This is a genomic window from Bacillus sp. CH30_1T (assembly GCF_008364765.1).
GTDB lineage: Bacteria > Bacillota > Bacilli > Bacillales > Bacillaceae_B > Rossellomorea.
In genome coordinates this window covers 1-22,772 of record NZ_VTUY01000007.1, presented here as the reverse complement: position 1 = coordinate 22,772, position 22,772 = coordinate 1, and the positions used below count along the sequence as shown (strand labels likewise).

24 protein-coding genes, 1 pseudogene and 1 riboswitch are annotated in these 22,772 nt (G+C 39.8%); of the genes and pseudogenes, 19 read left to right on the top strand and 6 right to left on the bottom strand.

Annotation, left to right across the window (positions count from 1 at the left end; genetic code table 11):
* Positions 1 to 114: 114 nt before the first annotated feature.
* Together F0342_RS15090 and F0342_RS15085 are read left to right on the top strand one after the other, a co-directional pair.
* Positions 115 to 246 (top strand): annotated as a pseudogene (locus F0342_RS15090) (DUF4395 family protein); the annotation flags it as partial.
* 433 nt (positions 247 to 679) lie between these two features.
* A complete protein-coding gene (locus F0342_RS15085) occupies positions 680 to 2,614 on the top strand; it encodes an endonuclease MutS2 (protein ID WP_149156723.1) in 1,935 nt (644 codons plus the stop codon).
* A gap of 73 nt (positions 2,615 to 2,687) precedes the next feature.
* Here the strand turns inward: F0342_RS15085 and F0342_RS15080 are convergent, their stop codons facing one another.
* Complete coding sequence (locus F0342_RS15080) at positions 2,688 to 3,443, bottom strand: ZIP family metal transporter (protein WP_262481756.1); 756 nt, start codon at positions 3,441 to 3,443, stop codon at positions 2,688 to 2,690.
* Positions 3,444 to 3,552: 109 nt separating this feature from the next.
* On the opposite strand from F0342_RS15080, the gene F0342_RS15075 reads away from it, so the two are divergent.
* From F0342_RS15075 to F0342_RS15065, 3 genes are all read left to right on the top strand, one after another.
* Positions 3,553 to 4,086 carry a YhcN/YlaJ family sporulation lipoprotein gene (locus F0342_RS15075; RefSeq protein ID WP_149156722.1) on the top strand — a complete coding sequence of 178 codons (534 nt, stop codon included), beginning with the start codon at positions 3,553 to 3,555 and terminating at the stop codon, positions 4,084 to 4,086.
* A 114-nt stretch (positions 4,087 to 4,200) separates the two neighbouring features.
* Positions 4,201 to 5,418, top strand: a complete 1,218-nt coding sequence (locus F0342_RS15070) for an MFS transporter (protein ID WP_149156721.1) — start codon at positions 4,201 to 4,203, stop codon at positions 5,416 to 5,418.
* 152 nt (positions 5,419 to 5,570) lie between these two features.
* Positions 5,571 to 6,428: a CvfB family protein gene (locus tag F0342_RS15065; protein ID WP_149156720.1), complete on the top strand. Its 858-nt coding sequence runs from the start codon at positions 5,571 to 5,573 to the stop codon at positions 6,426 to 6,428.
* A 471-nt stretch (positions 6,429 to 6,899) separates the two neighbouring features.
* Here the strand turns inward: F0342_RS15065 and F0342_RS15060 are convergent, their stop codons facing one another.
* The 4 genes from F0342_RS15060 to msrA form a co-directional block, all read right to left on the bottom strand.
* Positions 6,900 to 7,094 carry a hypothetical protein gene (locus tag F0342_RS15060; RefSeq protein ID WP_149156719.1) on the bottom strand — a complete coding sequence of 65 codons (195 nt, stop codon included), beginning with the start codon at positions 7,092 to 7,094 and terminating at the stop codon, positions 6,900 to 6,902.
* A 146-nt stretch (positions 7,095 to 7,240) separates the two neighbouring features.
* Positions 7,241 to 8,356 carry a glycosyltransferase family 2 protein gene (locus F0342_RS15055; protein WP_149156718.1) on the bottom strand — a complete coding sequence of 372 codons (1,116 nt, stop codon included), beginning with the start codon at positions 8,354 to 8,356 and terminating at the stop codon, positions 7,241 to 7,243.
* 202 nt (positions 8,357 to 8,558) lie between these two features.
* A complete protein-coding gene (locus tag F0342_RS24935) occupies positions 8,559 to 8,717 on the bottom strand; it encodes a hypothetical protein (RefSeq protein WP_188048570.1) in 159 nt (52 codons plus the stop codon).
* A 56-nt stretch (positions 8,718 to 8,773) separates the two neighbouring features.
* The gene (gene msrA / locus F0342_RS15050; RefSeq protein ID WP_149156717.1) at positions 8,774 to 9,304 is read right to left on the bottom strand and encodes a peptide-methionine (S)-S-oxide reductase MsrA; all 531 of its coding nucleotides are present in this window, start codon (positions 9,302 to 9,304) and stop codon (positions 8,774 to 8,776) included.
* A gap of 219 nt (positions 9,305 to 9,523) precedes the next feature.
* A riboswitch (cobalamin riboswitch) is annotated at positions 9,524 to 9,721 on the top strand.
* Positions 9,722 to 9,855: 134 nt separating this feature from the next.
* Between msrA and F0342_RS15045 the strand changes: the two genes are divergently transcribed.
* From F0342_RS15045 to F0342_RS14980, 14 genes are all read left to right on the top strand, one after another.
* Positions 9,856 to 10,821 (top strand): ABC transporter substrate-binding protein, encoded by a 966-nt coding sequence (locus F0342_RS15045; protein ID WP_149156716.1) that lies wholly within the window; start codon positions 9,856 to 9,858, stop codon positions 10,819 to 10,821.
* Positions 10,784 to 11,842 (top strand): FecCD family ABC transporter permease, encoded by a 1,059-nt coding sequence (locus F0342_RS15040; protein WP_149156715.1) that lies wholly within the window; start codon positions 10,784 to 10,786, stop codon positions 11,840 to 11,842. The genes F0342_RS15045 and F0342_RS15040 overlap by 38 nt, the downstream gene beginning before the upstream one ends.
* Positions 11,839 to 13,299, top strand: a complete 1,461-nt coding sequence (locus F0342_RS15035) for an adenosylcobinamide amidohydrolase (RefSeq protein WP_149156714.1) — start codon at positions 11,839 to 11,841, stop codon at positions 13,297 to 13,299. Before F0342_RS15040 ends, F0342_RS15035 begins: the two co-directional genes overlap by 4 nt.
* 43 nt (positions 13,300 to 13,342) lie before the next feature.
* A complete protein-coding gene (locus F0342_RS15030) occupies positions 13,343 to 13,924 on the top strand; it encodes a bifunctional adenosylcobinamide kinase/adenosylcobinamide-phosphate guanylyltransferase (RefSeq protein WP_188048569.1) in 582 nt (193 codons plus the stop codon).
* Positions 13,911 to 14,702 (top strand): adenosylcobinamide-GDP ribazoletransferase, encoded by a 792-nt coding sequence (locus tag F0342_RS15025; protein ID WP_149156712.1) that lies wholly within the window; start codon positions 13,911 to 13,913, stop codon positions 14,700 to 14,702. The genes F0342_RS15030 and F0342_RS15025 overlap by 14 nt, the downstream gene beginning before the upstream one ends.
* Positions 14,660 to 15,289: a histidine phosphatase family protein gene (locus F0342_RS15020; RefSeq protein ID WP_149156711.1), complete on the top strand. Its 630-nt coding sequence runs from the start codon at positions 14,660 to 14,662 to the stop codon at positions 15,287 to 15,289. Before F0342_RS15025 ends, F0342_RS15020 begins: the two co-directional genes overlap by 43 nt.
* Positions 15,241 to 15,678 (top strand): bifunctional adenosylcobinamide kinase/adenosylcobinamide-phosphate guanylyltransferase, encoded by a 438-nt coding sequence (locus F0342_RS15015; protein ID WP_149156710.1) that lies wholly within the window; start codon positions 15,241 to 15,243, stop codon positions 15,676 to 15,678. Before F0342_RS15020 ends, F0342_RS15015 begins: the two co-directional genes overlap by 49 nt.
* 14 nt (positions 15,679 to 15,692) lie before the next feature.
* A complete protein-coding gene (locus tag F0342_RS15010; RefSeq protein WP_149156709.1) occupies positions 15,693 to 16,280 on the top strand; it encodes a cob(I)yrinic acid a,c-diamide adenosyltransferase in 588 nt (195 codons plus the stop codon).
* Positions 16,281 to 16,311: 31 nt separating this feature from the next.
* Positions 16,312 to 16,755, top strand: a complete 444-nt coding sequence (locus F0342_RS15005; protein ID WP_262481755.1) for an ECF transporter S component — start codon at positions 16,312 to 16,314, stop codon at positions 16,753 to 16,755.
* A complete protein-coding gene (locus F0342_RS15000; protein WP_149156707.1) occupies positions 16,752 to 17,468 on the top strand; it encodes an ATP-binding protein in 717 nt (238 codons plus the stop codon). The genes F0342_RS15005 and F0342_RS15000 overlap by 4 nt, the downstream gene beginning before the upstream one ends.
* Positions 17,469 to 17,638: 170 nt before the next feature.
* Positions 17,639 to 18,592 carry an LCP family protein gene (locus tag F0342_RS14995; RefSeq protein WP_149156993.1) on the top strand — a complete coding sequence of 318 codons (954 nt, stop codon included), beginning with the start codon at positions 17,639 to 17,641 and terminating at the stop codon, positions 18,590 to 18,592.
* A 459-nt stretch (positions 18,593 to 19,051) separates the two neighbouring features.
* Positions 19,052 to 19,897 (top strand): pyrroline-5-carboxylate reductase, encoded by an 846-nt coding sequence (proC, locus tag F0342_RS14990; RefSeq protein WP_149156706.1) that lies wholly within the window; start codon positions 19,052 to 19,054, stop codon positions 19,895 to 19,897.
* 118 nt (positions 19,898 to 20,015) lie between these two features.
* Positions 20,016 to 21,131 (top strand): glutamate 5-kinase, encoded by a 1,116-nt coding sequence (gene proB, locus F0342_RS14985; RefSeq protein WP_149156705.1) that lies wholly within the window; start codon positions 20,016 to 20,018, stop codon positions 21,129 to 21,131.
* Between the two features lie 72 nt (positions 21,132 to 21,203).
* Entirely contained in the window at positions 21,204 to 22,466 is a 1,263-nt protein-coding gene (locus tag F0342_RS14980; RefSeq protein WP_149156704.1) for a glutamate-5-semialdehyde dehydrogenase, read from the top strand.
* A 64-nt stretch (positions 22,467 to 22,530) separates the two neighbouring features.
* Here F0342_RS14980 and F0342_RS14975 read toward each other — a convergent pair.
* The coding region (locus tag F0342_RS14975; protein WP_149156683.1) for an integrase core domain-containing protein at positions 22,531 to 22,772 on the bottom strand (242 nt) is incomplete at its 5' end.

The following is a 22,772-nucleotide window of genomic DNA, read 5'->3' as shown; positions in this document are numbered from 1 at the left end:
AATTACTACACTACTGGCAGAACTTGCTAAATAATAAAGGCAAACTAGCAATCATAATAAAAACCGGAATCAGCAGAGGTTTAACAACATGATTGCCGTGATTTCTTAGGAGGAGCAATCATGAGTGCTCTGGCTGGATGGAGCACAGGATTCTACCTTTTCTCAGGAATAGTATTATTTGCAGCCTCCATCGCGCTTGGGGGATTCTGTGTCGGTTGCTTTATCCGTTTTCAATGGAAAAAATAGCCTATTGACAATGAATCCACTACATTGTAAACTATTCATGAATTAAATTACTGTATACAAAGGGAGTATGTTTTATGTTAGGTGTCGTTCTTAACTAACCGTGAAATGAATACGGACATTTTGCAGGCAATAACCTTAAAAACAGGTTATTAAAGAAGCTTATTTAGCTTTGCCTTCAAAGTGTAGTTAAGAACAATGGTCATAGCATACTCAACCCTTTAATAGGAGAGCTGTGTCTTTGTGCACAGCTCTTTTTGTGTACATGAATCGGGAAATCTGTGTTGTCGTTTCTAACTTCAAGTTATGAACGATTCACGTTTTACGTAGATACGTAGACACATGCGATTATTATTGGTAAGTCAGTATACAAGTGAGTAAGACCACAATGGACATTGTTCGTTGTGGTCTATTTTTTTATATGGAGGAGAAAACATTGAACAAAAAGACTTTTCAAACATTAGAATTTAACAAAGTGAAGGAAGAATTGACACGGTATGCCCTTACAGAAGAGGGGAAAAAGGAATTAATGAATATAATGCCATCCATCAACAAACGCCAAATTGAAATGCGTCTAGGTGAAGTAACGGAAGCTGTAAGTATCCTGGAAAAAAGTGCAAGTATACCGATTCACGCTTTGGATGGCGTTGAAAACATTGTAGCAAACCTGAATAAAGGGGTGCCTTTGAAACCAGATCAATTTACAAGCCTCTATTATTTTCTAGATGCGTGTAAAAAAATTAAAAAATTCATGGAGGATAAAAAATGGGTGGCTCCAAGGGTATCTTCATATGTTTATTCAATTGAAGAGATCCCTGAGATTGGAGAAGAAATCAATCGATGCATCCGTAATGGAAGAGTAGATGATCACGCCAGTAAAGAGTTGTTAAGGATTAGAAAACAAATGGGGATTCAAGAGGATCGGTTAAAGGATAAAATCCAAGCGATTGTAAAGTCAGCTAAATATAAATCATACCTACAAGAATCGATTGTCAGTCAGAGAAATGGCAGGTATGTTCTCCCCATCAAGAAAGAATATAAAGGAAAAATGAAAGGAGCCGTATTGGATTCATCTGCTTCAGGATCGACTCTCTATATTGAGCCTGAGGAATTAAGCATTCAACAAGATCAGCTTTTATATTATAAACTTGAGGAAGACCGTGAAGTTGAGAACATCCTCTGGGCGCTAACAGGGCTGGTTCAAACGTATGAAGCACAATTAAAGCTGGCGATTGAGACCATGGTGCATTACGATGTCCTATTTGCAAAAGCAAAGTATAGCCGTTCCATTGATGGAGTAAGCGCCATAGTAAATGAAAATCATCAAATACATTTAATAAATGCGGTTCATCCACTGCTTGGAAAACAGGCAGTACCACTATCCATTCAGATGGGTGAGGATTTTCATGCATTAGTCATAACCGGTCCTAATACTGGAGGTAAGACAGTCGCCATTAAAACGGTGGGCCTTCTCACCCTCATGACCCAATGCGGCCTTCATATTCCGGCAGAAAAGGGCAGTGAAATCAGTATTTATCAAGATATTCTTTTAGATATAGGGGATGGTCAAAGCCTTCAGCAAAATTTAAGCACATTCAGCTCCCATATAAAAAATATTATCGATATATTAAAGGATACAAATGATCATACCTTGGTTCTGTTAGATGAGCTTGGTTCCGGTACGGATCCACTTGAAGGAATGGGGCTGGCCACAGCCATTCTGGATCAATTATATGAAAAGGGAGCCACGATACTCGCAACTACCCATTACAGTGAAATAAAGCATTTCGCAGAAGAGCATGAAGGCTTCGTGAACGGGAGTATGGAATTTAATATTGATACATTACAACCTACGTATAAGCTCGTAGTGGGTAAAGGAGGCGAGAGTCAAGCATTTGCCATTGCATTAAAGCTGGGAATGCACCCTGAGATCATTGAAAAAGCCCATGAAATTACGTATAGAGAAAAGAAATGCTATGACCTGGGAGAAATCGATTATCATGCGAAGAAGGAAATGGAAAAGCAGGTTATCGTAAACAAATATAAAAAAAGGAACCATAGTAAATCTTCATCAAAGGGGGAGAATGGAGTTCAATTATTTAGTATAGGTGATAATGTTAAGATTTCAACGAGTGGAGAATTCGGGATTGTATATGAAGGACCAGATGATAGAGGAGATTACACGGTGCAAATTAAGGGTGAAAAAAGAATTATTAATCATAAACGTCTGGATCTTTATGTTTCGGCGAAAGAGCTATACCCCGATGATTATGATTTTGATATTATCTTTAACAGTAAAGAAAACAGGAAAAAAGCTAAGCTGATGGGAAAACGATTTGTTGAGGGTTTAACCATAAATCATGACGAATAAACGTAAAAAACGTCCTTAAGCGAATGCTTCAGGGCGTTTTTTACGATGCCAAAAGGGATTAAAAGGAAATGGTTTACGACAGGTTTGTCAGTATATAAGAAAGTATGATTCCTAAAGAAGATAAAAATCCGACAATGGGTCCGCCTTCTTCAAACGCCTCTGGCAGCATCGTAGAGGATACCATAGCTAATAATCCCCCTGCCCCGAACGCTCCAATTATGTAAGATATGCTTTCCGAGGCATCCTGTAAGAGTGTATACCCGAGCAATGAGCTAAGGGATGAGAGGACGACTACGCTTCCCCAAAGGGTAAGAATTTTACTTGTACTATATTGATCAAGCTTGAAGCCAATACTGCTTGATAATGATTCAGGTAAGTTACTGATGAAAATGGCGATGATAAACACCCATTGTATTGGTTGGTCTCCTATAAAGCTGACTCCAATAATGATGGATTCAGGTATTGCATCCATTATGGTTCCTACATATATAGCTAATCCTGAGTGTCCATGGGGATTCTTCTTTGACCTCTTTCTTTCACTTCCACCTTTTTTTGAAATGAAGATTTCGAAAAGAGTGAATATGAGCGCCCCTAGTAAGAACATAGATGTGAGATAGAGCAGGTTCGCTTTCCCTTCTGCCTCACTTAGTAAATCAAAGGTTGCAGAACCTATGATCAACCCCGTTCCCAATGCCATGATATAAGCGACAATTCGTTTTGATATGTGCAAATAAATCCCCATAACAGCACCGATTAGTAGGGATAAACTTGTAATTCCTCCCCAAAAAGCAGCCTGGAACATTTTTTCACCCCCATAAACATTCTTCATATCAAGTTTTCCCTTATTGTGTGATGAATTAAACACTATATCAGTCGTTGAATAGTTTTAATGAACTGTGGGGATAGTAAGTTTGAATAATATTTAGGAGGTAGTCAAAATGAAAAAATATTTATTGATTTCCCTTTTGGGAATAATGTTCATGAGCATATCAGCGGGATGTGGTATGGGGAATAACATGAACGAAGAAGGACAAGAAATGAATAATAGGAATTTGGAAAAAGTGAACTATAAAAATAACCAGGCAAATCGTGATTATGTGAATAATCGTGAGTACGTAAATGACGGCATGATGAGAGAAAATTATTCTCTTGCCGATAAAGAAGCAAATAAAGTGGCTAGTCTAAATGAGGTTGAAAGTGCTTATGTATTAACAACAAATCAAAATGCTTATGTAGCGGTAAAACTTGAAGATAATATGAATGATAATGTCTCAAAAGACTTGGAGAAGAAAATCTCGGATCAAGTGAAGAGTGTAAACGGGAATTTAAATAATGTATATATTTCAACAAACCCTGATTTCACAGATAGTATGAGAGATTATGCAGATAAAGCAGAGAACGGAAAACCGATAGAAGGACTTGGCGAAGAGATGGCTGATATGCTAAGAAGAGTATTCCCCGACAGAGAATAATAATATGGGAAAAAGTCGAACATTGCTTCGGCTTTTTTTATTTATCTGTAGGAAATGGACAGGGAATTCAGTATACTATTTAGAATAACGAAATAAAAGGGAGGAGTGACATTTTTGGCTCAAACAGCTGTGAAACCCCTGCAGAATCCTACTATTTACGGTATTCTATTAGCCATTAGCTCTGGTCATTTTATAAATGATACTTTACAGGCAGTTGTTCCAGCCATGTTTCCAATCATTGAGAAATCTTTGCAGCTGAGTTATACCCAAATTGGCTGGATCGCATTTGCCCTCAATATGACATCTTCTTTGCTGCAGCCAGTATTCGGTTATTATGCGGATATACGTTCGAAACCTTATTTACTTCCTTTAGGAATGCTATCAAGCTTAATTGGTTTGGTAGGATTTGCATTATCCGGCCATTTTTTATGGATCATTTTGTCTGTGTTATTCATCGGCTTCGGCTCTGCCATCTTTCACCCCGAAGGTTCCAGGGTAGCATATATGGCAGCAGGAAACCGCAGAGGCCTTGCTCAATCTATTTACCAGGTAGGTGGGAATACCGGGCAGTCACTTGCACCATTGATTACGGCATTTATATTTGTTCCATTTGGCCAAAAAGGGGCTTTGTGGTTTTCCTTTGTAGCAATCTTAGGGGTCATTGTTTTATTTCATGTATCCAATTGGTACTCTGAACAATTACGTTCTAATGAAAAGATGAACCGACATAACAAGACAAACGTGAAGAAAAACCCGATTCATAGAAGAATTAAATGGGCAATGGTGTTGGTGGTGTTTTTAGTGTTTGCCCGTTCGTGGTATGGAGCTGGGTTATCCAATTACTACCAGTTTTATTTAATTGAGGATTATGGTCTTTCAATTAAAGAAGCGCAAGCATACATTTTTGTATTTATGTTTGCGGGAGTACTGGGAACCTTCTTGGGAGGGCCTCTGGCAGACCGTTTTGGAAAAAGGAATATCATTTTCTTTTCAATGTTAGGTGCTGCCCCGTTAACCCTTGCTTTACCTTACTTATCTTTAAGTATCGTCTATCCATTTATCTTTTGCATCGGGTTTATTTTGTCGTCAAGCTTTAGTGTAATCGTTGTGTATGCACAAGAGCTATTGCCACACAAAATTGGAATGGTATCAGGACTAACCGTTGGACTTGCCTTTGGAATGGGAGCTGTAGGTGCAGTCATCTTCGGGGGACTCGCCGATCTATTCACCATTCGTTTCGTCATGATCCTTTGCAGCTTTCTCCCTTTGTTAGGTATGTTGACATTCTTGCTACCATCAGATGAAACGGTAAGAGGTTTCCATAAATGTTAACGAATTCTTTATTTTCTAAATTGATGGTTTATTATAAAAATCGCCTCATGTACTATACATAATCATTGAAAAAAGCTATATTTAGTGAATACAAAACTTGAGTAGAGAGATGACTAAGTTAATACTTAATTGAAATAGGAGGAAATAGAATAATGTCTTCTTTAAAACCAGGTACGGTAGTGGATTTATTCGTTGATCATGAAGTACCCTATGGTTTCTTTTTAACGAATGAAATAGATCGTGTGCTATTGCACCATTCTGAAATAACAGAAGAAATTCAAGAAGGAGATACTGTGAAAGTATTTCTTTATCATGATAAGGATGTTCGCCTTACGGCCACAATGCGTATCCCTAAAGTACAAGTCGGTGCTTACGGATGGGCTGAGGTAGTGGATAAACGTGAGGATTTAGGTGTTTTCGTTAACATTGGCCTTCCTAAGGATATTTTAGTGTCAGCAGACGATCTTCCTAAATTCCTGGAACTTTGGCCAAACCCGGGCGATCAGTTGTTTTTAACATTGAATCGTGATAAGCAGGACCGCTTATACGGACGATTAGCCACTGAAAATATCATTGAACAGGTATCTAGAAGAGCATCTACAGAAATGATGAACGCAAAAGTCCAGGGACGAGTGTATCGACTGCTTAGAGTCGGAACCTTCTTCCTATCCGAACAAGGATATCGATGCTTTGTTCACGAGAATGAACGCAAGGCGGAGCCAAGACTGGGAGAGCTGGTTGAAGGGAGAGTCATCGACGTTAAGGATGACGGGAACTTAAATGTTTCATTTTTACCGTTAAAGCAGGACAAAATGCTGGATGATGCAGAAGTCATTCTCGAGTATCTGGAAGAAAGAAATGGAGCTATTCCTTTTTGGGATAAGAGCCAGCCGGATGATATCAAAGATCGCTTTAATATGAGCAAAGCTTCCTTCAAACGAGCCCTTGGAAAACTCATGAAGGAAGACCGGGTTTATCAAGAAGAAGGCTGGACCTACTTAAAAAAGTAAAAACAATAATGGGAGGCTCACCCAGAGAGTGTGGCCTATCCTGATTTTCTTGAACATATATAAAAGAGTGCTGACTAACTGTCAGCACTCTTTTATATACATCAGCAAAAGCTCCGGTGCTTGACGAATCACGCGCAGACCACTTTTAATTTGAGAAAAAGGATTCTCCCTTGTGAAGGAGTCCATAGAGTTGTACTATTTGTCCCGGAAGAAGGAGGGGCTAGAAGAGGGAACCGAGCAAATCGGGTGATGTATGGCTATTGAAGTGGAGGACTTCCTCGGTTCTTATCATTAAAATGGTCCAACTTTTATTAATTTATTCACTATTTGTAAAATGGTTAGAAATTTGGGGACTTAGATTCCGAGATTTTAACGGGGAATATTGAACTATTATCTTTAGACCCTCATTCGATTGTAGCGCTGCAAGAGAATATGGGGCAGGTTAAATAATATTCCGTATAGAAACATTACTCAGGACTCGACTCCACTATTTAGAATGTAAAAGAAAGGTGCCAGTATCATTTGTAGCCAGTGGGATACTTCGGCACGATTCAATTCGTGAAGGAACGTAATCCGCCCCTGTTGAGAAGAGAGGCCGATTTCATTCTTATATAAGCCACCACGAAACCCTCCCCCTGCATCAGGTATATATTTCTTAATCTTCAAAAACAGAAACATACCACCCCTGGCTTCCATTTAAAGAGGCTGAAAGAGGGGGGACATCCTTTGGAGTTGTTTGGTGGTCAATCTGGATGTCAAAAAGGGAATAACGAAATGAATACTTACCCATGCGAAAATATTTATAAGGATGATCATTTCATCTTTTCATCCTTCCCTTTCTCTAAATAAATGTATCGATCCTTCCACTTTGTGTTTTTCCTCGAAAATGTTGTAAACACCGAGTGGGAAAAGGTCATAACGAAAAATAGAATATGGACTGGAAATAAGAGCGTCTCAAAAATGGTGAAATTTCCAATCCTGCTAAGAATGAAATAAAAATAAACACTTAAAAACAAGTACTGAATCATATAAATATATGGGTCTGTCCATACCATTACCGGCGAATGTATGACAAAAGAAGTGAGAGAGGTAATCCACAAAGAAGATAGTCCCAAAAGGATGATGTTTGTCGATTTTGCCCCGGAAGCGAAACTCTTCGACCACCCGTGGAATAACTCACTCAACCCTTTCCCGTACATTCTCATGGATATGGCATTGCGTCCGCTGACTGCTTCTACTAATTCTCCACATTTTTTTGCACGTCGACTTAAAGCAAAATGCTCCACCATATCTCCTTTGATTGCTTGGTGCCCACCGATTCGCTGATATACATCTCTTGTACACAGGAAACACTGACCAAACCCACCCGAAGGTCTGACCAACCCGGAAAGGAGATGGGTTACACTTGTTGCGGCGAATACCATTAAATGAAACATCATGGATAAAGTTTCATATCCACTATTCATCCTATGATAGGGATGAATGCTCAGAATTCCCTGACATTGCTGTTCTTGATAAGTCTCACATATTCTAAGAAGTCCTGCTTGCTCGAACCATGTATCTGAGTCAACAAACAGTAAGAATTCACCTTTTGATGCTTCCGCCCCGTTCCAACAAGCCCAAGATTTCCCATTCCATCCATGTGGAAGAGGGGGAGTATCCACGACAGTTGCACCGAACCCTTCAGCTATTGCCTTCGTTCGATCCTTAGATCCATCATTTACAACGATCACTTCAAACGGCTGAATAAATTGCTTCTGAATACTCGATAATAGATTTCCAATCGACTGTTCTTCATTTCTGGCTGGAATGATGATGGAGCATTTTTTTACGAGAAAACTATTCCTTACATGAATGGACTTTTTGACTGTAGGGATTCTAGTAAACAGGAAAACCGTAAGAATAACAGACCCTAACCAAATATACATTTTTTCACCTTCTGATCTTTTGGCTTTTTACCGACATTTTAACCATTTTCGTTAAAGGTGATACCTTTTTCATCAGGATTGGATGTTTGGTGCGTATGAAATCATGTCAAATTTGTTTGAAGTCATACAAAATGGGCACAATGGCATTGGTTAATATGAAAAGGTGAAGGTTAAATTTATATAATCTTCACCTTTTATGTTTTTACTGTTTTTCTGAAGAATGATTATCTACCGTATCCAAGTTATTTACATTCTCTTCATCTTCATCCGGATAGGGGTCAAAGAAATTGACGACTTTCCCTGGTCCTTCAAACCCGATAACCTGCTCTTTGTCTTCTGTATTTTTCTCATATTTCTTCATACAAAAACTCCTTCCTGCCATTAGTTTGGCGAAAGGAGTTTTTTTCATCCCACTATTTAATTCTTCCAATGATTATCTATAAATTCATCGCGACCTGATTTTGTACGGTCTTGTTTATATTCATCTGGATTTTTCTTGTAGAATTTTTGATGGTATTCTTCTGCCGGATAGAAAGTGGAGGCAGGAAGAATGTTTGTGACGATTGGCTTCTTGAATCGTCCACTGTCTACTATTTCGTTCTTCGTCTTTTCAGCTAATTGTTTTTGGTGTTCATTATGATAGAAAATAGCTGTGCGGTACTGATCCCCGCGGTCATGGAATTGTCCGCCATCATCCGTTGGATCAATCTGAGGCCAGTATAGCTCTAATAATCTTTCATAAGGGAACAAATCAGGATTATACGTGATTTGAACAGCTTCATAATGTCCACTTTTTCCTGCTTTTATATCTTGATATGTTGGGTTTTCAAGGTGTCCCCCTGAATAACCTGACACAACATCAATAATGCCCGGTAATTCATCAAATGGCTTTACCATACACCAAAAACAACCACCAGCAAAGGTAGCGATTTCTTTTTTTTCATTCATTGCTGAACCTCCTGTACCATATGTGCTCCTCTAAAGCAGTAAAGCGATTACTTGAAACAGATTTTAACACGAAAGAATGGAGGGGACAATCTATTAGCTCGCAAGGTTGCACCGGTAAATGTTTCGAAAAGAAGTATTCCTGCTATTTTCAGCAAAGTTTATCAAATTCCATTCACTATCCATAGAATCTTGTGTATAATTCTGTTGAACGGAATAATTACATACGACATGAGATCAGGTGAAGCGGAAGTGACGATACTTCTTCGCTTCATAATAGGGAAGTTGGTGTAATTCCAACGCGGTCCCGCCACTGTAAATGGAAGTGAACTGTATAAAAACCACTGTGCTAATGTGCATGGGAAGGTGCAGCAAGCAATGACCATGAGCCAGGAGACCTGCCTGATTTCTATCGCACCCAAACTACGCGGATAGAAAGGTGTAATGTGCATGTTTAACGGTTTAAAGCCTTTTATGCATCTTACATAGCATCTCTAGTCCCACTGGAGATGTTTTTTTGTCTGGGAATAAGTTTATTTACAGGAGGAAAACGTATGAAACACATATTCAAAATCACTATTGTATTAATATTATCTCTAGGACTCCTTTCAGCTTGCGGTACTGACGGAGAAAGTGTAGAAAAAAATGAAAATAGCGGGGAAGTCAGTCAGGGACAATCTGCTTTTCCTTTGTCAGTAAACGACGCCCTGAATAATAAAGTCACGCTGGATGAGCAACCTAAGCATATTGTTTCATTGATTCCAAGTAACACAGAAATCTTATTCGAGTTAGGGTTGAATAATGAAATTGTAGGGGTTTCAGATTTTGATAATTACCCAAAAGAAGCGGCGGACAAAGAAAAAATAGGTGGAATGGAATTTAACGTTGAGAAGATCATCAGTCTGAATCCGGATTTGGTTCTTGCTCATGAGTCCACTGCTGTGTCGGCAGAAGAAGGATTAGAACAGCTTCGCAATGCAGGGGTAAAGATATATATCGTACGTGATGCCAACAGCTTTGAGGAAGTGTACACCACGATGAAAAACATCGGCACATTGGTCGGGAAAAAAGACGAAGCTGAATCCGTCATTTCTGAGATGAAAGCGGATCTAGAATCCATTAAGGAAAAAGTCAGTGGTGTATCTGAAAATAAAAAAGTGTATGTAGAGGTTTCACCTTCTCCTGACATATATTCGACAGGGAAAAATACTTTTATTGATCAAATGCTTTCACTTGTAAATGCCGAAAATGTGATGAGTGATCAGGAGGGATGGATCCAAGTTAACCAAGAAGCAGTCATCTCTTCCAATCCGGACGTCATCATTACTACCTATGGTTTTTATAGTGAAAATCCTAAAGAACAAGTGATGGGCCGAGAAGGTTGGAAAGATGTAACCGCTATAAAAAATGAAGATGTCCATGACGTACATTCAGATCTGGTCACACGTACGGGTCCGAGATTAGTTGAAGGAGTAGAGGAAATTGCAAAGTCGATCTATCCGGAGTTATTTGCAGAATAAAATATGGATAACATACGGGTTGGCTGTGATGTTTTTACTTTTCGCTCTCTTTGCCGGTATTTCGATAGGAACCGTCTCTGTGCCACCGATGGATATTCTGTTCATCGTTGGAGCTAAATGGTTTGGATTCCCTATACCTGAAGAAATTGATCCAATGTTTGCAAATATAGTGTACTCAATAAGATTGCCCAGAGTATTACTGGCATTATTGGTTGGAAGCTCCCTAGCAATTGCAGGAGCTTCTTTTCAAGGACTATTGCGCAACCCGCTGGCTGATCCATATACATTGGGTGTGTCTTCGGGAGCATCGGTCGGCGCTGTTATTACGTTGTTCTTTAATTGGAGCATTCCTTTCATTGGGAAGTTTACGCTTCCCTTTCTCAGTATTCTTTGTTCGATTATAACCGTGTTTCTCGTATTATGGTTTGCACAGAAGGTTGAAAGAACCATGAAGGTAGAAACCATCATATTAACAGGAATCATTTTCAGCTCTTTTTTAGGTTCCTTCATATCCTTAATGATCGCCCTGACGGGAGAGGAATTAAGACAGATCATCGGTTGGCTTCTTGGAAGCGTGTCCATGAGAGGGTGGGATTACATTACGATAATATTCCCCTTTTTCTTAATTGGAGTGATAGTTTTGTTTCTCAACGGCAAGGAACTGAATGGCATGAGCTTTGGTGAAGAACAAGCCCATCATATCGGAATATCCGTACAAAGAAGAAAACTCCTTATTTTAATTGCAGGAAGTATCCTGACGGGAGCGGCTGTCGCCGTTTCAGGTACAATTGGATTTGTGGGACTTGTAATCCCTCATTTTCTAAGAAGGATAGTAGGGCATGACCATAGACACTTACTTCCTTTGTCCATCCTTGTAGGCGGAGGCTTTCTCGTGTTGGCTGATCTCATCTCAAGAACCATCATTGCACCAACCGAGCTTCCGATTGGAGTGATAACAGCTCTTATTGGTGCCCCGATGTTTGCTTATATTCTCCTGAAGAAAAGAGGGCTTTCATCATGATAGATGTAAACGGTGTGACCGTGGGATATAACGATAAAATAACCGTGGAAGACATGAATTTTCATATAGATAAAGGAGAATTCTTTGGGGTTCTTGGACCTAACGGAAGTGGAAAGACGACGCTGTTAAAAGCCATGACGGGTCTGCTTCCATTAATGAGTGGAAACATCACGTTAAAAGGAAAAAAACTGCATCATTTTTCTTCAAGGGATTTAGCCAGACAGGTAGCGGTACTTCCTCAGATATCGACAGAATCCTTTTCCTATGAAGTGAGGGAGACGGTTATGCTAGGGAGATATTCTCACCAAAAAGGTTTCTTTAAAGGAACGACTGAACGGGATACCGAAATCGTAGAAAAGGTAATGGATCAAACGGGCATTACGCCCTTTCAGCACCGCTTCCTTCATGAGTTGTCCGGGGGAGAACGGCAGAGGGTATTCCTTGCCCAGGCTCTCGCTCAGGAGCCACAGGTCCTGTTGCTTGATGAACCAACTAATCATCTTGATCTTTCGTATCAGAAATCATTGTTGGATTTAATTAAAAATCAAACGGTACACGAAAATTTAACGGTCATCGCGATCTTTCATGACTTAAATTTAGCAAGTTTATACTGTGATCGCTTACTTCTCTTAGACAAAGGAAAAACCAAACTTCTCCACCACCCGGAAGAGGTTCTGAAAGAGAAACATATTGAAGAGGTGTATCATACAAAGGTTCAGAAACAAGCTCATCCTTTAGTGGCAAAACCTCAAATGGTAATTGTTCCTGAGGAGAGTGCGACCGAGAGCTTTGTGTTAGATGAAAGCTACCTAAACGTGAGGGAAGAATACATACATTTCTCTGCCCCTTATCCATTAAAATGCATGTCCTCAGGGATTATTGGTGCAGGAATCGGGTGGTACAGGCACTTTATCAATCGAAGAGTCCCTGCAGATTATGACTGCTCAGATTATCAAGAGGATATGAGGGAGTTTCTTGTTCATAAAGGACTGGATCCCTCATTTTCTGTAGGCATGATGACGGCTCTTCCTTTAAATAATATGGTATGCGATCGTTTCGAAGTTCAGGGGCATTCCGTTTTCGTTGTGGTGACAGCAGGTGTCGGGAATGCGATTGATGTCTCAACAAGTTATCAATATGATATTGATTTAAGGCCAGGCACGATTAATACGTGGGTGTTCATAAATGGGAATCTATCAGATGAAGCATATATAGAAGCCCTTGTAACCTCAACAGAAGCGAAAGTGAGGGCCCTTTACGATATGAATGTGAGGGACAGAAGAACAGGTCAGCTTGCAACCGGGACACCGACCGACAGTATTCTGATTGCTTCAAGTCAAAAGGGTGAGCTGGAACCGTTTGCCGGGCCGATTACACCAATAGGGAAGTTGATTGGGCGCGGGGTATATGAGGTGACAAAAAAAGCTATTCAACGCTATTTGGATCAAACAGAGTAGAATTATATCAACGACAGGGTGGTAGAGGAGAGGGGGAATCGGGTTGGGAACCCTATATTTTATAACCGGAGGGGTTAGAAGCGGCAAAAGCTCTTTTGCTGAAAAATGGGCAATAGAGAAGAAAAAGGCAAACGTTCCATTGGTCTATCTTGCTTGTGGAGTGAACACTGACAGGGAGATGGAGCAAAGAATCTTGAAACACCAGCAGGACCGGCAAGCGTATGCTGTGGAATGGACGACGATTGAATGTCCGAATTCAATTGATAGGATAATCAACCAAATTCCTCAACACTCTGTAGTTCTGTTAGATTGCCTCACGACTCTTTTAACAAATGAGACGTATGGTAGTATAGAGGTGAAAGGCCAGTATATAGAAGAGAGAATCTATCAGTCTATCGTACAGTTGCTAAATAAAGTAGATGTACTGATCCTGGTTAGTAATGAATTGGTTTCTGACCTTCCAATTGATTCAAACGATCTTCTTACTTTCCAGAAACGACTTGGTGCATTACATATAAGAATGGTGAAAAAAGCATGTGTGGCAATCGAAATGACGGCGGGAATCCCGGTTGTGAAAAAGAGGGGTCCGAATGAGGAAGGACGGTTGCCTCATGATCCTATTTAAAAGCTTTCTCCTTAACCTGCAGTTTTTTACGATTCTGCCGATCCGTAAAGAATTTTCAGTAGGCAAAAGGGAAATGAAGTGGATGGTCAGAACATTTCCACTGCTAGGTTTTTTTGTAGGTGTGTTTCTTCTAGGAGGATATGTTTTTCTGAATTCTTTTACCCACATAAGCCCTTTAGGAATATCATTCTATATCTGGGTAATGCCAATCGTATTAACGGGTGGTATCCATTTAGATGGTTATATGGATGCAAGTGATGCCTTTTTTTCCTATAGAGATAGGGAGAAGCGATTAGACATCATGAAAGACCCGAGGGTAGGTGCCTTTGGCGTTTTGTCCCTGGTGGTATTGCTTTCATCACGGTTTTTATTTATTTATGAAACCATCATTCAAACCCATTCCACTATTTTGATTGGTATGGTCCTTGTGTCGATTCCCTTTTTAAGTCGAATGATGATGGGGGCGAGTTTAATTCTTATCCCTGCAGCCCAGACGTCAGGAATGGGATATGGTTTCAGTAAGAATGTGACGGGTTATGATCTTATTTGGATTGTTTCTGGTTTATTACTGGGTGGAGTCGGCAGCTTCTTTTTAAATTGCTTTTATTTTTATGCTTTATTCACCATGGTGACGTTAGCTTTATTCTGGCTTGTTTATTCTAGATCCATCAAATGGTTTGGCGGTATGTCCGGTGATACAATCGGGGGCAGTGTAGAGGGAGTGGAGTTGTGTTTATGGATGACTATATGGTTATTGCATGCATTCGCCATGGTTTAACAGAGGAAAATGAGAAGGGGAAATACCTCGGCTGGACCAATTCCAGTTTATCTCGAAATGGAATCGAATTACTAAAGAGGCGAAATACTTTTTTTGAAGAGTATGAACGATGCTTTTCGAGTGATCTTAATCGCTGTTTAGAAACAGCTCACTTACTGTTTCCTCATGCTCCATTAATCTCTTCATCCCTTTTAAGAGAGATACACTTTGGAGGCTGGGAAGGTTTAACCTACGAAAGCTTAAAGTATGACGATGTTTATCAAGAATGGTTATTGGACCCATCCATTTCTCCACCAAATGGGGAAGGGATAGATGAATTTGGAAAACGAGTCGATTTAGCCTGGGCACAGATCGTAGCTCAGATAGAAGAGCACAATGGGAAGCGGTACGCCGTTGTTACTCATGGTGGAGTCATTCGACATCTATTAACTTCTTTATCTCCTAGAAATGTTCACAGAACGTTTTGGGAATGGAAGGTCAACCATGGAGAAGGGTATGAAATGGTATGGAAGACAGAAAATGATTGGAGGAATCAAACATGTACTTCGTTACGGGAGGTTCCTTTAATGGGAAAAGCATATGGGTGAAAACCCATTTTAATCTTAAAGAAACTGATACAACCTGGATTCCATTATTTAGTGGAAAAAGGATTCATTTGGATGATATCAACTTTTCAAACCCTGTCATCGTAATAGAGGGACTTGAGTATGGCATTCGATCAACCATTTTAAATAATGATTCCGAAGTCCGAAAGTCTTTTACAATTTTGATGCAAACCTTAAAACAGTGGGAAGAAGAAGACCCTGATCGCAGAGTGATCTGGATAGGTTCAGAGGTCGGGAAAGGAATTGTCCCAATGGAAAAGCTGTCCAGGGAATGGCGGGATTTGACAGGATGGGTTTATCAAGATCTGGCGAAAATGTCTAAGGAAGTATGGCTGGTTTGGTACGGCCTTGCTACATCGTTAAAAGGATAAAGGAGAGGGTAAGTATGCAGCTTTACACAAGAACTGGTGATAAAGGTCAAACGAGCTTAATCGGTGGAAGAGTAGATAAAGATGATATTCGTGTCGAAGCGTATGGAACATTGGATGAAGTGAATTCTTTTGTTGGACAAGCCATTTCAGAACTGGATGTCGAGCGTTTTCAGGATATATTACAGGATCTTGAGACGATTCAGCATGAACTATTTGATTGTGGCGGTGACCTATCCAACGTTTCTAAGCTTAGAAAAATCAAGCTTCAGCCCCAATCCGTCCAGGCGTTGGAGGTTAAGATTGATAGGTTTACGAAGGAAGCGCCTCCACTTGAGAAGTTCATTTTACCAGGTGGCGTGAAAGCCTCATCAAGTATCCACTTAGCTAGAACGGTTACAAGAAGAGCAGAGAGAATCATGGTTTCGCTTTCAAAAGCGGAAGAGGACTTTCCAGTTGTGACATTGCAGTATATCAATCGATTATCCGATTACTTTTTCGCATTGGCCCGTGTGATCAATTATCGTTGTAATGTTAAAGATGTCGAATATATTCGCAGCGCAAACGTATTTTCAAACAGTAAAGTTCAGAAAAATGAAAAGTAATCTTAGGACTCTTTTGCTACTTTCATTGTTTATGGGTTTTTCTGCGATCGGTGGAATGGTGAAGATACCTGCCGTAATAGGTACGGTTGCATTGGATAGTATGCCTGCACTATTAATTGCATCCCTTTACAATGGGAGATGGGGGGCGATCGTTGCAGGTGGGGGTCACTTGCTTTCAAGCATGTACTCAGGCTTCCCTCTTGGCCCTTTTCACTTGCTCATTGCTGCTGAAATGGCCTTCTTTGTATGGTTATTTGGATATGTGTTTTCGAATGGGAAAAGGGTACTTGCAGCCATCCTTTTTTTTATAGGAAACGGTCTACTCGCGGGAATTCCATTTATATTTATCCTTAGTTCTTCATTTTACTATGCCATTCTACCTTCCTTACTAATAGCGAGTTTCATCAATTTAACGATTGCCCACTTCTTGTATCCTCCTCTTAAGTCAAGAGTGAAAAGGGGGGAAAACGCATGATCAAGCCTCGAGATGTTATATCCATTTCAATTTCAGATGAAGAAGAGTTGATTCTGGCTACTGATTGCAGCGGAGGGATTGGAAATAAAGAAGGAGATGTAGTCCTGGCCGATCCAGAGACAGTGGGGTATTACTGTTTCCGTGTAGCAGCGATGGAATGTTTGGCAGTGGGAGCAAGGCTCAAAGCTATTCAATTACTGAACTTTACAAGTGAAGCTGTATGGGATCAGTATTGCAGTGGTGTGAAGAAAGGTTTAAGTGAAATGAATCAGGAAGGCATTCCAATTACGGGGAGTACTGAATCGAATATCGGTCTTAATCAATCGGCCCTTGGAGTTACGTGTATTGGCATGAGAAACAAGAAAAGACCCATAACCTCTTGTTCGAATCTTGCTTATGCGCTTATCGGAACCCCACTGGTAGGGAATGAGGTGATAGAACAACACACATTCATTGCTCCACTATCTCTTTTTATGAATTGTGTTCATCACTCATCTATCATCGATATAATGCCAGTCGGCTCTAAAGGCGTTTTTTATGAACTTTCTCTCTTATTAGGGAAGCCTTTAAGAAGAGAGGATGTCACTTCAATCCAAGACTTGGACAAATCCAGCGGGCCTTCTACTTCATTCATCATTTCTTACAGAAAAGCAGAGGAGCTTGATGTAAAAGACCTTACGAACGGTTTCTTCCATTCACTTCATTTACAGTGATAGGAACAAATAAATACTTTTATGGATATTTGTGATAAAATAAACTTTCAAATAGTATGGAGAAATGTGTTAGTTTATCCAAGATTCTTCGATTGTCAATTTCATTCGAATAGAGTACTATTTCTTACTATCATCAGTAATTCATGAATGTCATAAAAGTAGGTGAAGAAATGGATTCACGATTAGACCGCAAGTCTAAAAAGAAAAAACGCGGAAGAAAAGTGATATTGGTATTATTATTAATTATATTTAGTTTACTCGGTTATGCAGCTTTTCAATTTTATAGTGGATACAAAATGGCTGGCGACGATAAGCTTCAAGAAGATTATAGTTTCAATGGTGTGAAAGATAAAAACGGTATGGTCAACGTACTTCTATTGGGAGTCGACAGCAGAGGCGAGGAGAAATCCAGAACCGATACGATGATGCTCGCACAGATCAATCCCAAAACAAATGAAACCAGACTCGTTTCCTTTATGAGGGATATATATGTAGAAATACCTGGATACAAAAACTACAAGCTGAATACAGCATTTTATTTAGGTGGACCAGAATTGCTCAGAAAGACCATCAAACACAACTTTGATCTTGATATTCAATATTTCATGGTAGTCGACTTCAAAGGATTTGAACAATCCGTTGATATACTGGCACCGGATGGAATTGAAATGGAAGTGGAAAAGGCGATGTCGGAAAACATTGGTGTTTCCCTTCAGCCTGGTGTTCAAAACTTAAATGGGAAAGAATTATTGGGGTATGCAAGGTTCCGTGCTGATGCAGAGGGAGACTTTGGAAGGGTTGAAAGACAACAAAAAGTCATAAACGCTCTTAAAGATGAGGTCCTCTCAATAGGTGGAGTTACAAAGCTTCCTAAAATGGCGGGATCCATTCAACCCTATATCCAGACAAATATGAGTAAGCTTGATCAAATTTCCATCGCTAAAGATATCCTGTTGAGTAACAGCAGTGATATGGAAAAGCTCACCATTCCAGTTGAAGGATCGTATGGTTTTGGCAGCTATAGCGGTGTAGGATCTGTACTTGATATTAATTTTGAAGAAAATATACAAGCTCTGAAAGATTTCCTGAATGGAAAGAGCTCAGACGAAGCTACAACTGAATGAATTTATTTAGCCCGTGAAGCTGGAAAATGCTTAACGGGCTTATTTTTTGTGTCGATTGGGAAGTAGGAATGAATACAGCTATAAGAACTGCTCTGACAGTATGTGTTAGAAAAATCGACGCTCATTCAAGCAGTAAAGCAAAAGTAAAAATTCTGATTATACGCTCTCTGAGCCAATATATAGCCTTTAGAAGGAATCTGACTAACATAAATGGTAATGATAGCGCTTCCACTTCGTATTTCGGCTAATTCCTAACTACTTCCTTTATTGCCCTTGATATCATATACCAGCATGTTACGATTATAAACGTTGTAAACAAACACACGACAACAAAGGTTTTTATACACATTAACCAGGAAATTTAACAACAAACAATTCTTTCATAATTAATACTAAACTTAAACAATGAATGTACGATTAAAAACCCAACAAACAATATTAGAACAGGAGTGGATACGATTGTTAAAACATAAAACGATAGCTTTTCTAGGTGCAGGAAACATGGCGGAAGCTATGATTTCAGGTACTGTACAAAGCGGAAAGATCCCACCAGAACAAATTATTGTTTCTAATCGAAGCAATCAAGGAAGACTTCAGGGAATGAAAGCGAAATACGATATAACGGCTATCACAAAAGATGATTTACCCTATAATGAGATAGATATTCTTATTCTCGCTATGAAGCCGAAAGATATTGATAAAGCATTAGATTCAATTAATCACTTGGTAAGAAACGATACAGTGATTATGTCGGTGCTTGCAGGAATCACTACTTCTCATATGGAAGAGCAATTACCTGCAGGTCAGCCTGTTATCCGAGTCATGCCAAATACGTCAAGTATGTTGAAAGAATCTGCTACAGCCATAAGTGCAGGTCGCTTTACTTCAAGGGAAGACATGGAAATTGCAGAAGAGTTATTATCAAGCATTGGTGAAGTGTTCGTGATTGATGAAAGTAAGATGGACATTTTCACCGGAATTGCAGGCAGTGGCCCGGCATACTTTTACTATTTAATGGAACACATTGAAAAGGCAGGTGCCGAAGCCGGATTAGAACCAGAACTAGCTCGTAAAATTGGAGCTCAAACCATTTTCGGTGCAGCCAAAATGATGCTTGAACGTGAAGAATCACCAACTCAACTAAGAGAGAATGTAACATCCCCAAATGGTACTACAGCTGCAGGACTTGATAAACTAGCAGAGTTCGGCGGAGGTAAGGCTATCTCAGAAGCTGTCAAGGGAGCAGAAAAACGATCGAAAGAAATAAGCTCATCCTTACAGTCCAAACATTTAGTAACTAGCTAAACAAACATCGAAACGTAAACACCCCAAATAACTAATACCAACCAAACAAGAAATACAAGTCTGTCCCTACACACATAAAGAGGGGCGAGGGACGGACCTTTTTACTAGGAGTGATTGAATGTCCCAAAATAATCAGAAGAAACGTATCGTAATCAAGATTGGAAGTAGTTCATTAACAAGCCTGCATGGAGAAATGAGTCGTAGAAAACTGGAACGTCTTGTTGATGAAGTCGTCCGTTTAAAGGATGATGGCCATGAAGTATTGCTTGTTTCATCAGGTGCAGTTGCTGCCGGTTATCGTAAATTAGGATGCTTAACACGTCCAAGCTCTCTTCCAGAGAAGCAGGCAGCAGCAGCTATTGGTCAAGGTCTATTGATTGAAGCGTATTCTGACCTGTTAATTTCTAACGGATATGTGGCTTCTCAAATTCTGATCACTCGTAGTGATTTTTCTGATGAAGACCGATACAACAATGCAAGAAATACAATCAATGTCCTGCTTGAAAGAGGGATCATCCCAATTGTCAATGAAAATGATACAGTGACGATTGACCGATTGAAATTCGGAGACAATGATACCCTTTCTGCCAAAGTTGCGGCATTAGTAGATGCTGATCAACTCATCATTCTATCTGACATTGACGGACTATATGATTCTGATCCACGTAAAAATCCAGATGCTGAGCTGTTAGAAAGCGTAACGGAAATCACTGAAGATATCGAAGACATGGCAGGAGAGCCTGGAAGTTCTGTAGGAACTGGTGGAATGAGATCCAAAATAGATGCATTTAAAATCACAATGGCTTCTGGAATTCCTGCGTTTCTTGGTAAATCAGGAAACTCAAATGTTATTTACGATGCTGTCCAACATACAGCAAAAGGTACGTACTTTGAATCTGCAGAAGATTCCGTAAACCTTGATTCCAAAAAGCAATGGATTGCGTTCAACTCAGGTCCCGAAGGTGAAATCACCATTGATTCAGATGCGAAAGAACGTATTCTGGAACAAAAAGAAAGTTTAACAATTGATGATATTTATACTGTAAAAGGCCGATTTAATAAAGGTGCAGTCGTGCGAATCCTTGATAATCGAAATGAAGAAATTGGTTTGGGGATGGTCAATTTCCGTTCAGGACAACTAAAAAAACCTACAGACATCAAAGCAGATCAAATCGCAGTCGAGATTGACCAACTAGTATGTCATGTAGATTTACCCATTCCAGTAGGAGTATAAAAGAAGGAGTTTGTCTCCTTCTTCCCCTGCAAAATCCGTTCGAATTCTTTTCAAAAAACCAGGAGGTATTTGATGACTTTAACTATAGAAAAAACTAGTGTAAAAAAACAAGCGGTGCTTGCAAAGAAAGCTTCTAAAACACTAAGTATGCTGACTACCGATCAAAAAAATAGAGCCCTTCACATCCTTGCCGATCATTTAGAGACGAATTACGAATCTATACTAAAGCAAAATGAAAAAGACCTTGAAAGAGGGAAAGAAAAGGGCTTCGAAGCTGCATTTATGGATCGTTTATCACTTTCTAAAGAACGTGTTGAAGATTTCGCAAGTGGTCTCCGTCAAGTAGCTGACCTGGAAGATCCCACAGGAAAAGTAGTATCCGATTGGACTCTTGAAAATCAACTACAAGTTCAAAAGGTAACGGTCCCACTTGGTGTCATCGGAATGATTTATGAGGCACGTCCTAATGTAACGGTTGATGCAACCGGATTAGCACTAAAATCCGGTAATGCCATTGTCCTAAAAGGTGGTTCAAATGCCATTACCTCGAACAAAGCAATTGTGGACGTCATGCATGAAGCACTTGAGAAAACGGATATTCCTAAAGATGCAGTACAATTCGTTAATACAACCGATCGAGAAGCAACAAGTGAGTTATTCACGATGAAAGAGCATATTGACGTGTTGATTCCGCGCGGTGGAGGGGCATTAATCAATGCTGTCGTTAATAATGCAACTGTTCCTGTCCTTGAAACTGGAGTAGGAAACTGTCATATCTATGTTGATAATGAAGCTCAAGTGGAAAAAGCATTAAACATCATCATCAATGCAAAAACAGACCGTCCAGCAGTATGTAATGCAGCTGAAACCGTTATCCTGCATGAAGACTGGTTTAAAGAAAATAAGAGTGCATTTGTAGAAAAGCTTAAGGAGCACAATGTATCCATTCACGGAGATGAAAAAGTTGTCGAAGCGATTGAAGATGCGAAGCCTGCTGGAGAAGAAGATTGGGCAAATGAATATCTAAGTCTGGATATTGCCGTGAAGATTGTACCTTCTTTGGATGAAGCAGTCGATCACATCGAACAATATGGTACAAAGCATTCCGAAGCCATTGTCACGGAAAACACAGAAACAGCGAAGAAATTCATGATGCTTGTTGATGCTGCCGCTCTCTATCATAATGCTTCTACTCGTTTCACTGATGGAGGAGCGTTGGGATTTGGTGCTGAAATTGGAATCTCTACACAGAAACTTCATGCCAGAGGACCAATGGGGCTCAAAGCATTAACAACTGTTAAGTATATGATGCATGGAACTGGACAAACCCGATAATAAACATGAAAAAACGCTTGAGGAAATTTGGAGTGACACAGTCAAATAAGACTAAATAAAACACCTAAGCTGCCTTGACTCTAAATTCTACCGGAGTCTGGCAGTTTAATTTTGTAAAAGGACGACAATAATTATAATAATACATGTACGATTCTATTTTCTTTCGTACTGTATGGTTGGTTAGTTTCCCTCGATCCAGAGGGCTGAATTCTTCTGACTTTAAAGAGGAGTGGAAGGATTCGATGACGGCATTATCAAAGCAGTTTCCTCGTCGGGACATGCTTGTGATAATGCCTCTTTTTTTTG

What these genes read in the sequence shown, in the direction of transcription:
- F0342_RS15065 (WP_149156720.1), top strand. Translation starts at nt 5,571, where the DNA reads ATGTCTTCTTTAAAACCAGGTACGGTAGTGGATTTATTCGTTGATCAT.
- F0342_RS15000 (WP_149156707.1), top strand. Translation starts at nt 16,752, where the DNA reads ATGATCAAGCCTCGAGATGTTATATCCATTTCAATTTCAGATGAAGAA.
- F0342_RS14995 (WP_149156993.1), top strand. Translation starts at nt 17,639, where the DNA reads ATGGATTCACGATTAGACCGCAAGTCTAAAAAGAAAAAACGCGGAAGA.
- F0342_RS15010 (WP_149156709.1), top strand. Translation starts at nt 15,693, where the DNA reads ATGCAGCTTTACACAAGAACTGGTGATAAAGGTCAAACGAGCTTAATC.
- F0342_RS15015 (WP_149156710.1), top strand. Translation starts at nt 15,241, where the DNA reads ATGTACTTCGTTACGGGAGGTTCCTTTAATGGGAAAAGCATATGGGTG.
- F0342_RS14980 (WP_149156704.1), top strand. Translation starts at nt 21,204, where the DNA reads ATGACTTTAACTATAGAAAAAACTAGTGTAAAAAAACAAGCGGTGCTT.
- F0342_RS15025 (WP_149156712.1), top strand. Translation starts at nt 13,911, where the DNA reads ATGATCCTATTTAAAAGCTTTCTCCTTAACCTGCAGTTTTTTACGATT.
- F0342_RS15035 (WP_149156714.1), top strand. Translation starts at nt 11,839, where the DNA reads ATGATAGATGTAAACGGTGTGACCGTGGGATATAACGATAAAATAACC.
- F0342_RS15045 (WP_149156716.1), top strand. Translation starts at nt 9,856, where the DNA reads ATGAAACACATATTCAAAATCACTATTGTATTAATATTATCTCTAGGA.
- msrA (WP_149156717.1), bottom strand. Translation starts at nt 9,304, where the DNA reads ATGAATGAAAAAAAAGAAATCGCTACCTTTGCTGGTGGTTGTTTTTGG.
- F0342_RS15005 (WP_262481755.1), top strand. Translation starts at nt 16,312, where the DNA reads ATGGGTTTTTCTGCGATCGGTGGAATGGTGAAGATACCTGCCGTAATA.
- F0342_RS15055 (WP_149156718.1), bottom strand. Translation starts at nt 8,356, where the DNA reads ATGTATATTTGGTTAGGGTCTGTTATTCTTACGGTTTTCCTGTTTACT.
- F0342_RS15020 (WP_149156711.1), top strand. Translation starts at nt 14,660, where the DNA reads ATGGATGACTATATGGTTATTGCATGCATTCGCCATGGTTTAACAGAG.
- F0342_RS15075 (WP_149156722.1), top strand. Translation starts at nt 3,553, where the DNA reads ATGAAAAAATATTTATTGATTTCCCTTTTGGGAATAATGTTCATGAGC.
- F0342_RS15080 (WP_262481756.1), bottom strand. Translation starts at nt 3,443, where the DNA reads ATGAAGAATGTTTATGGGGGTGAAAAAATGTTCCAGGCTGCTTTTTGG.
- F0342_RS24935 (WP_188048570.1), bottom strand. Translation starts at nt 8,717, where the DNA reads ATGAAGAAATATGAGAAAAATACAGAAGACAAAGAGCAGGTTATCGGG.
- proB (WP_149156705.1), top strand. Translation starts at nt 20,016, where the DNA reads ATGTCCCAAAATAATCAGAAGAAACGTATCGTAATCAAGATTGGAAGT.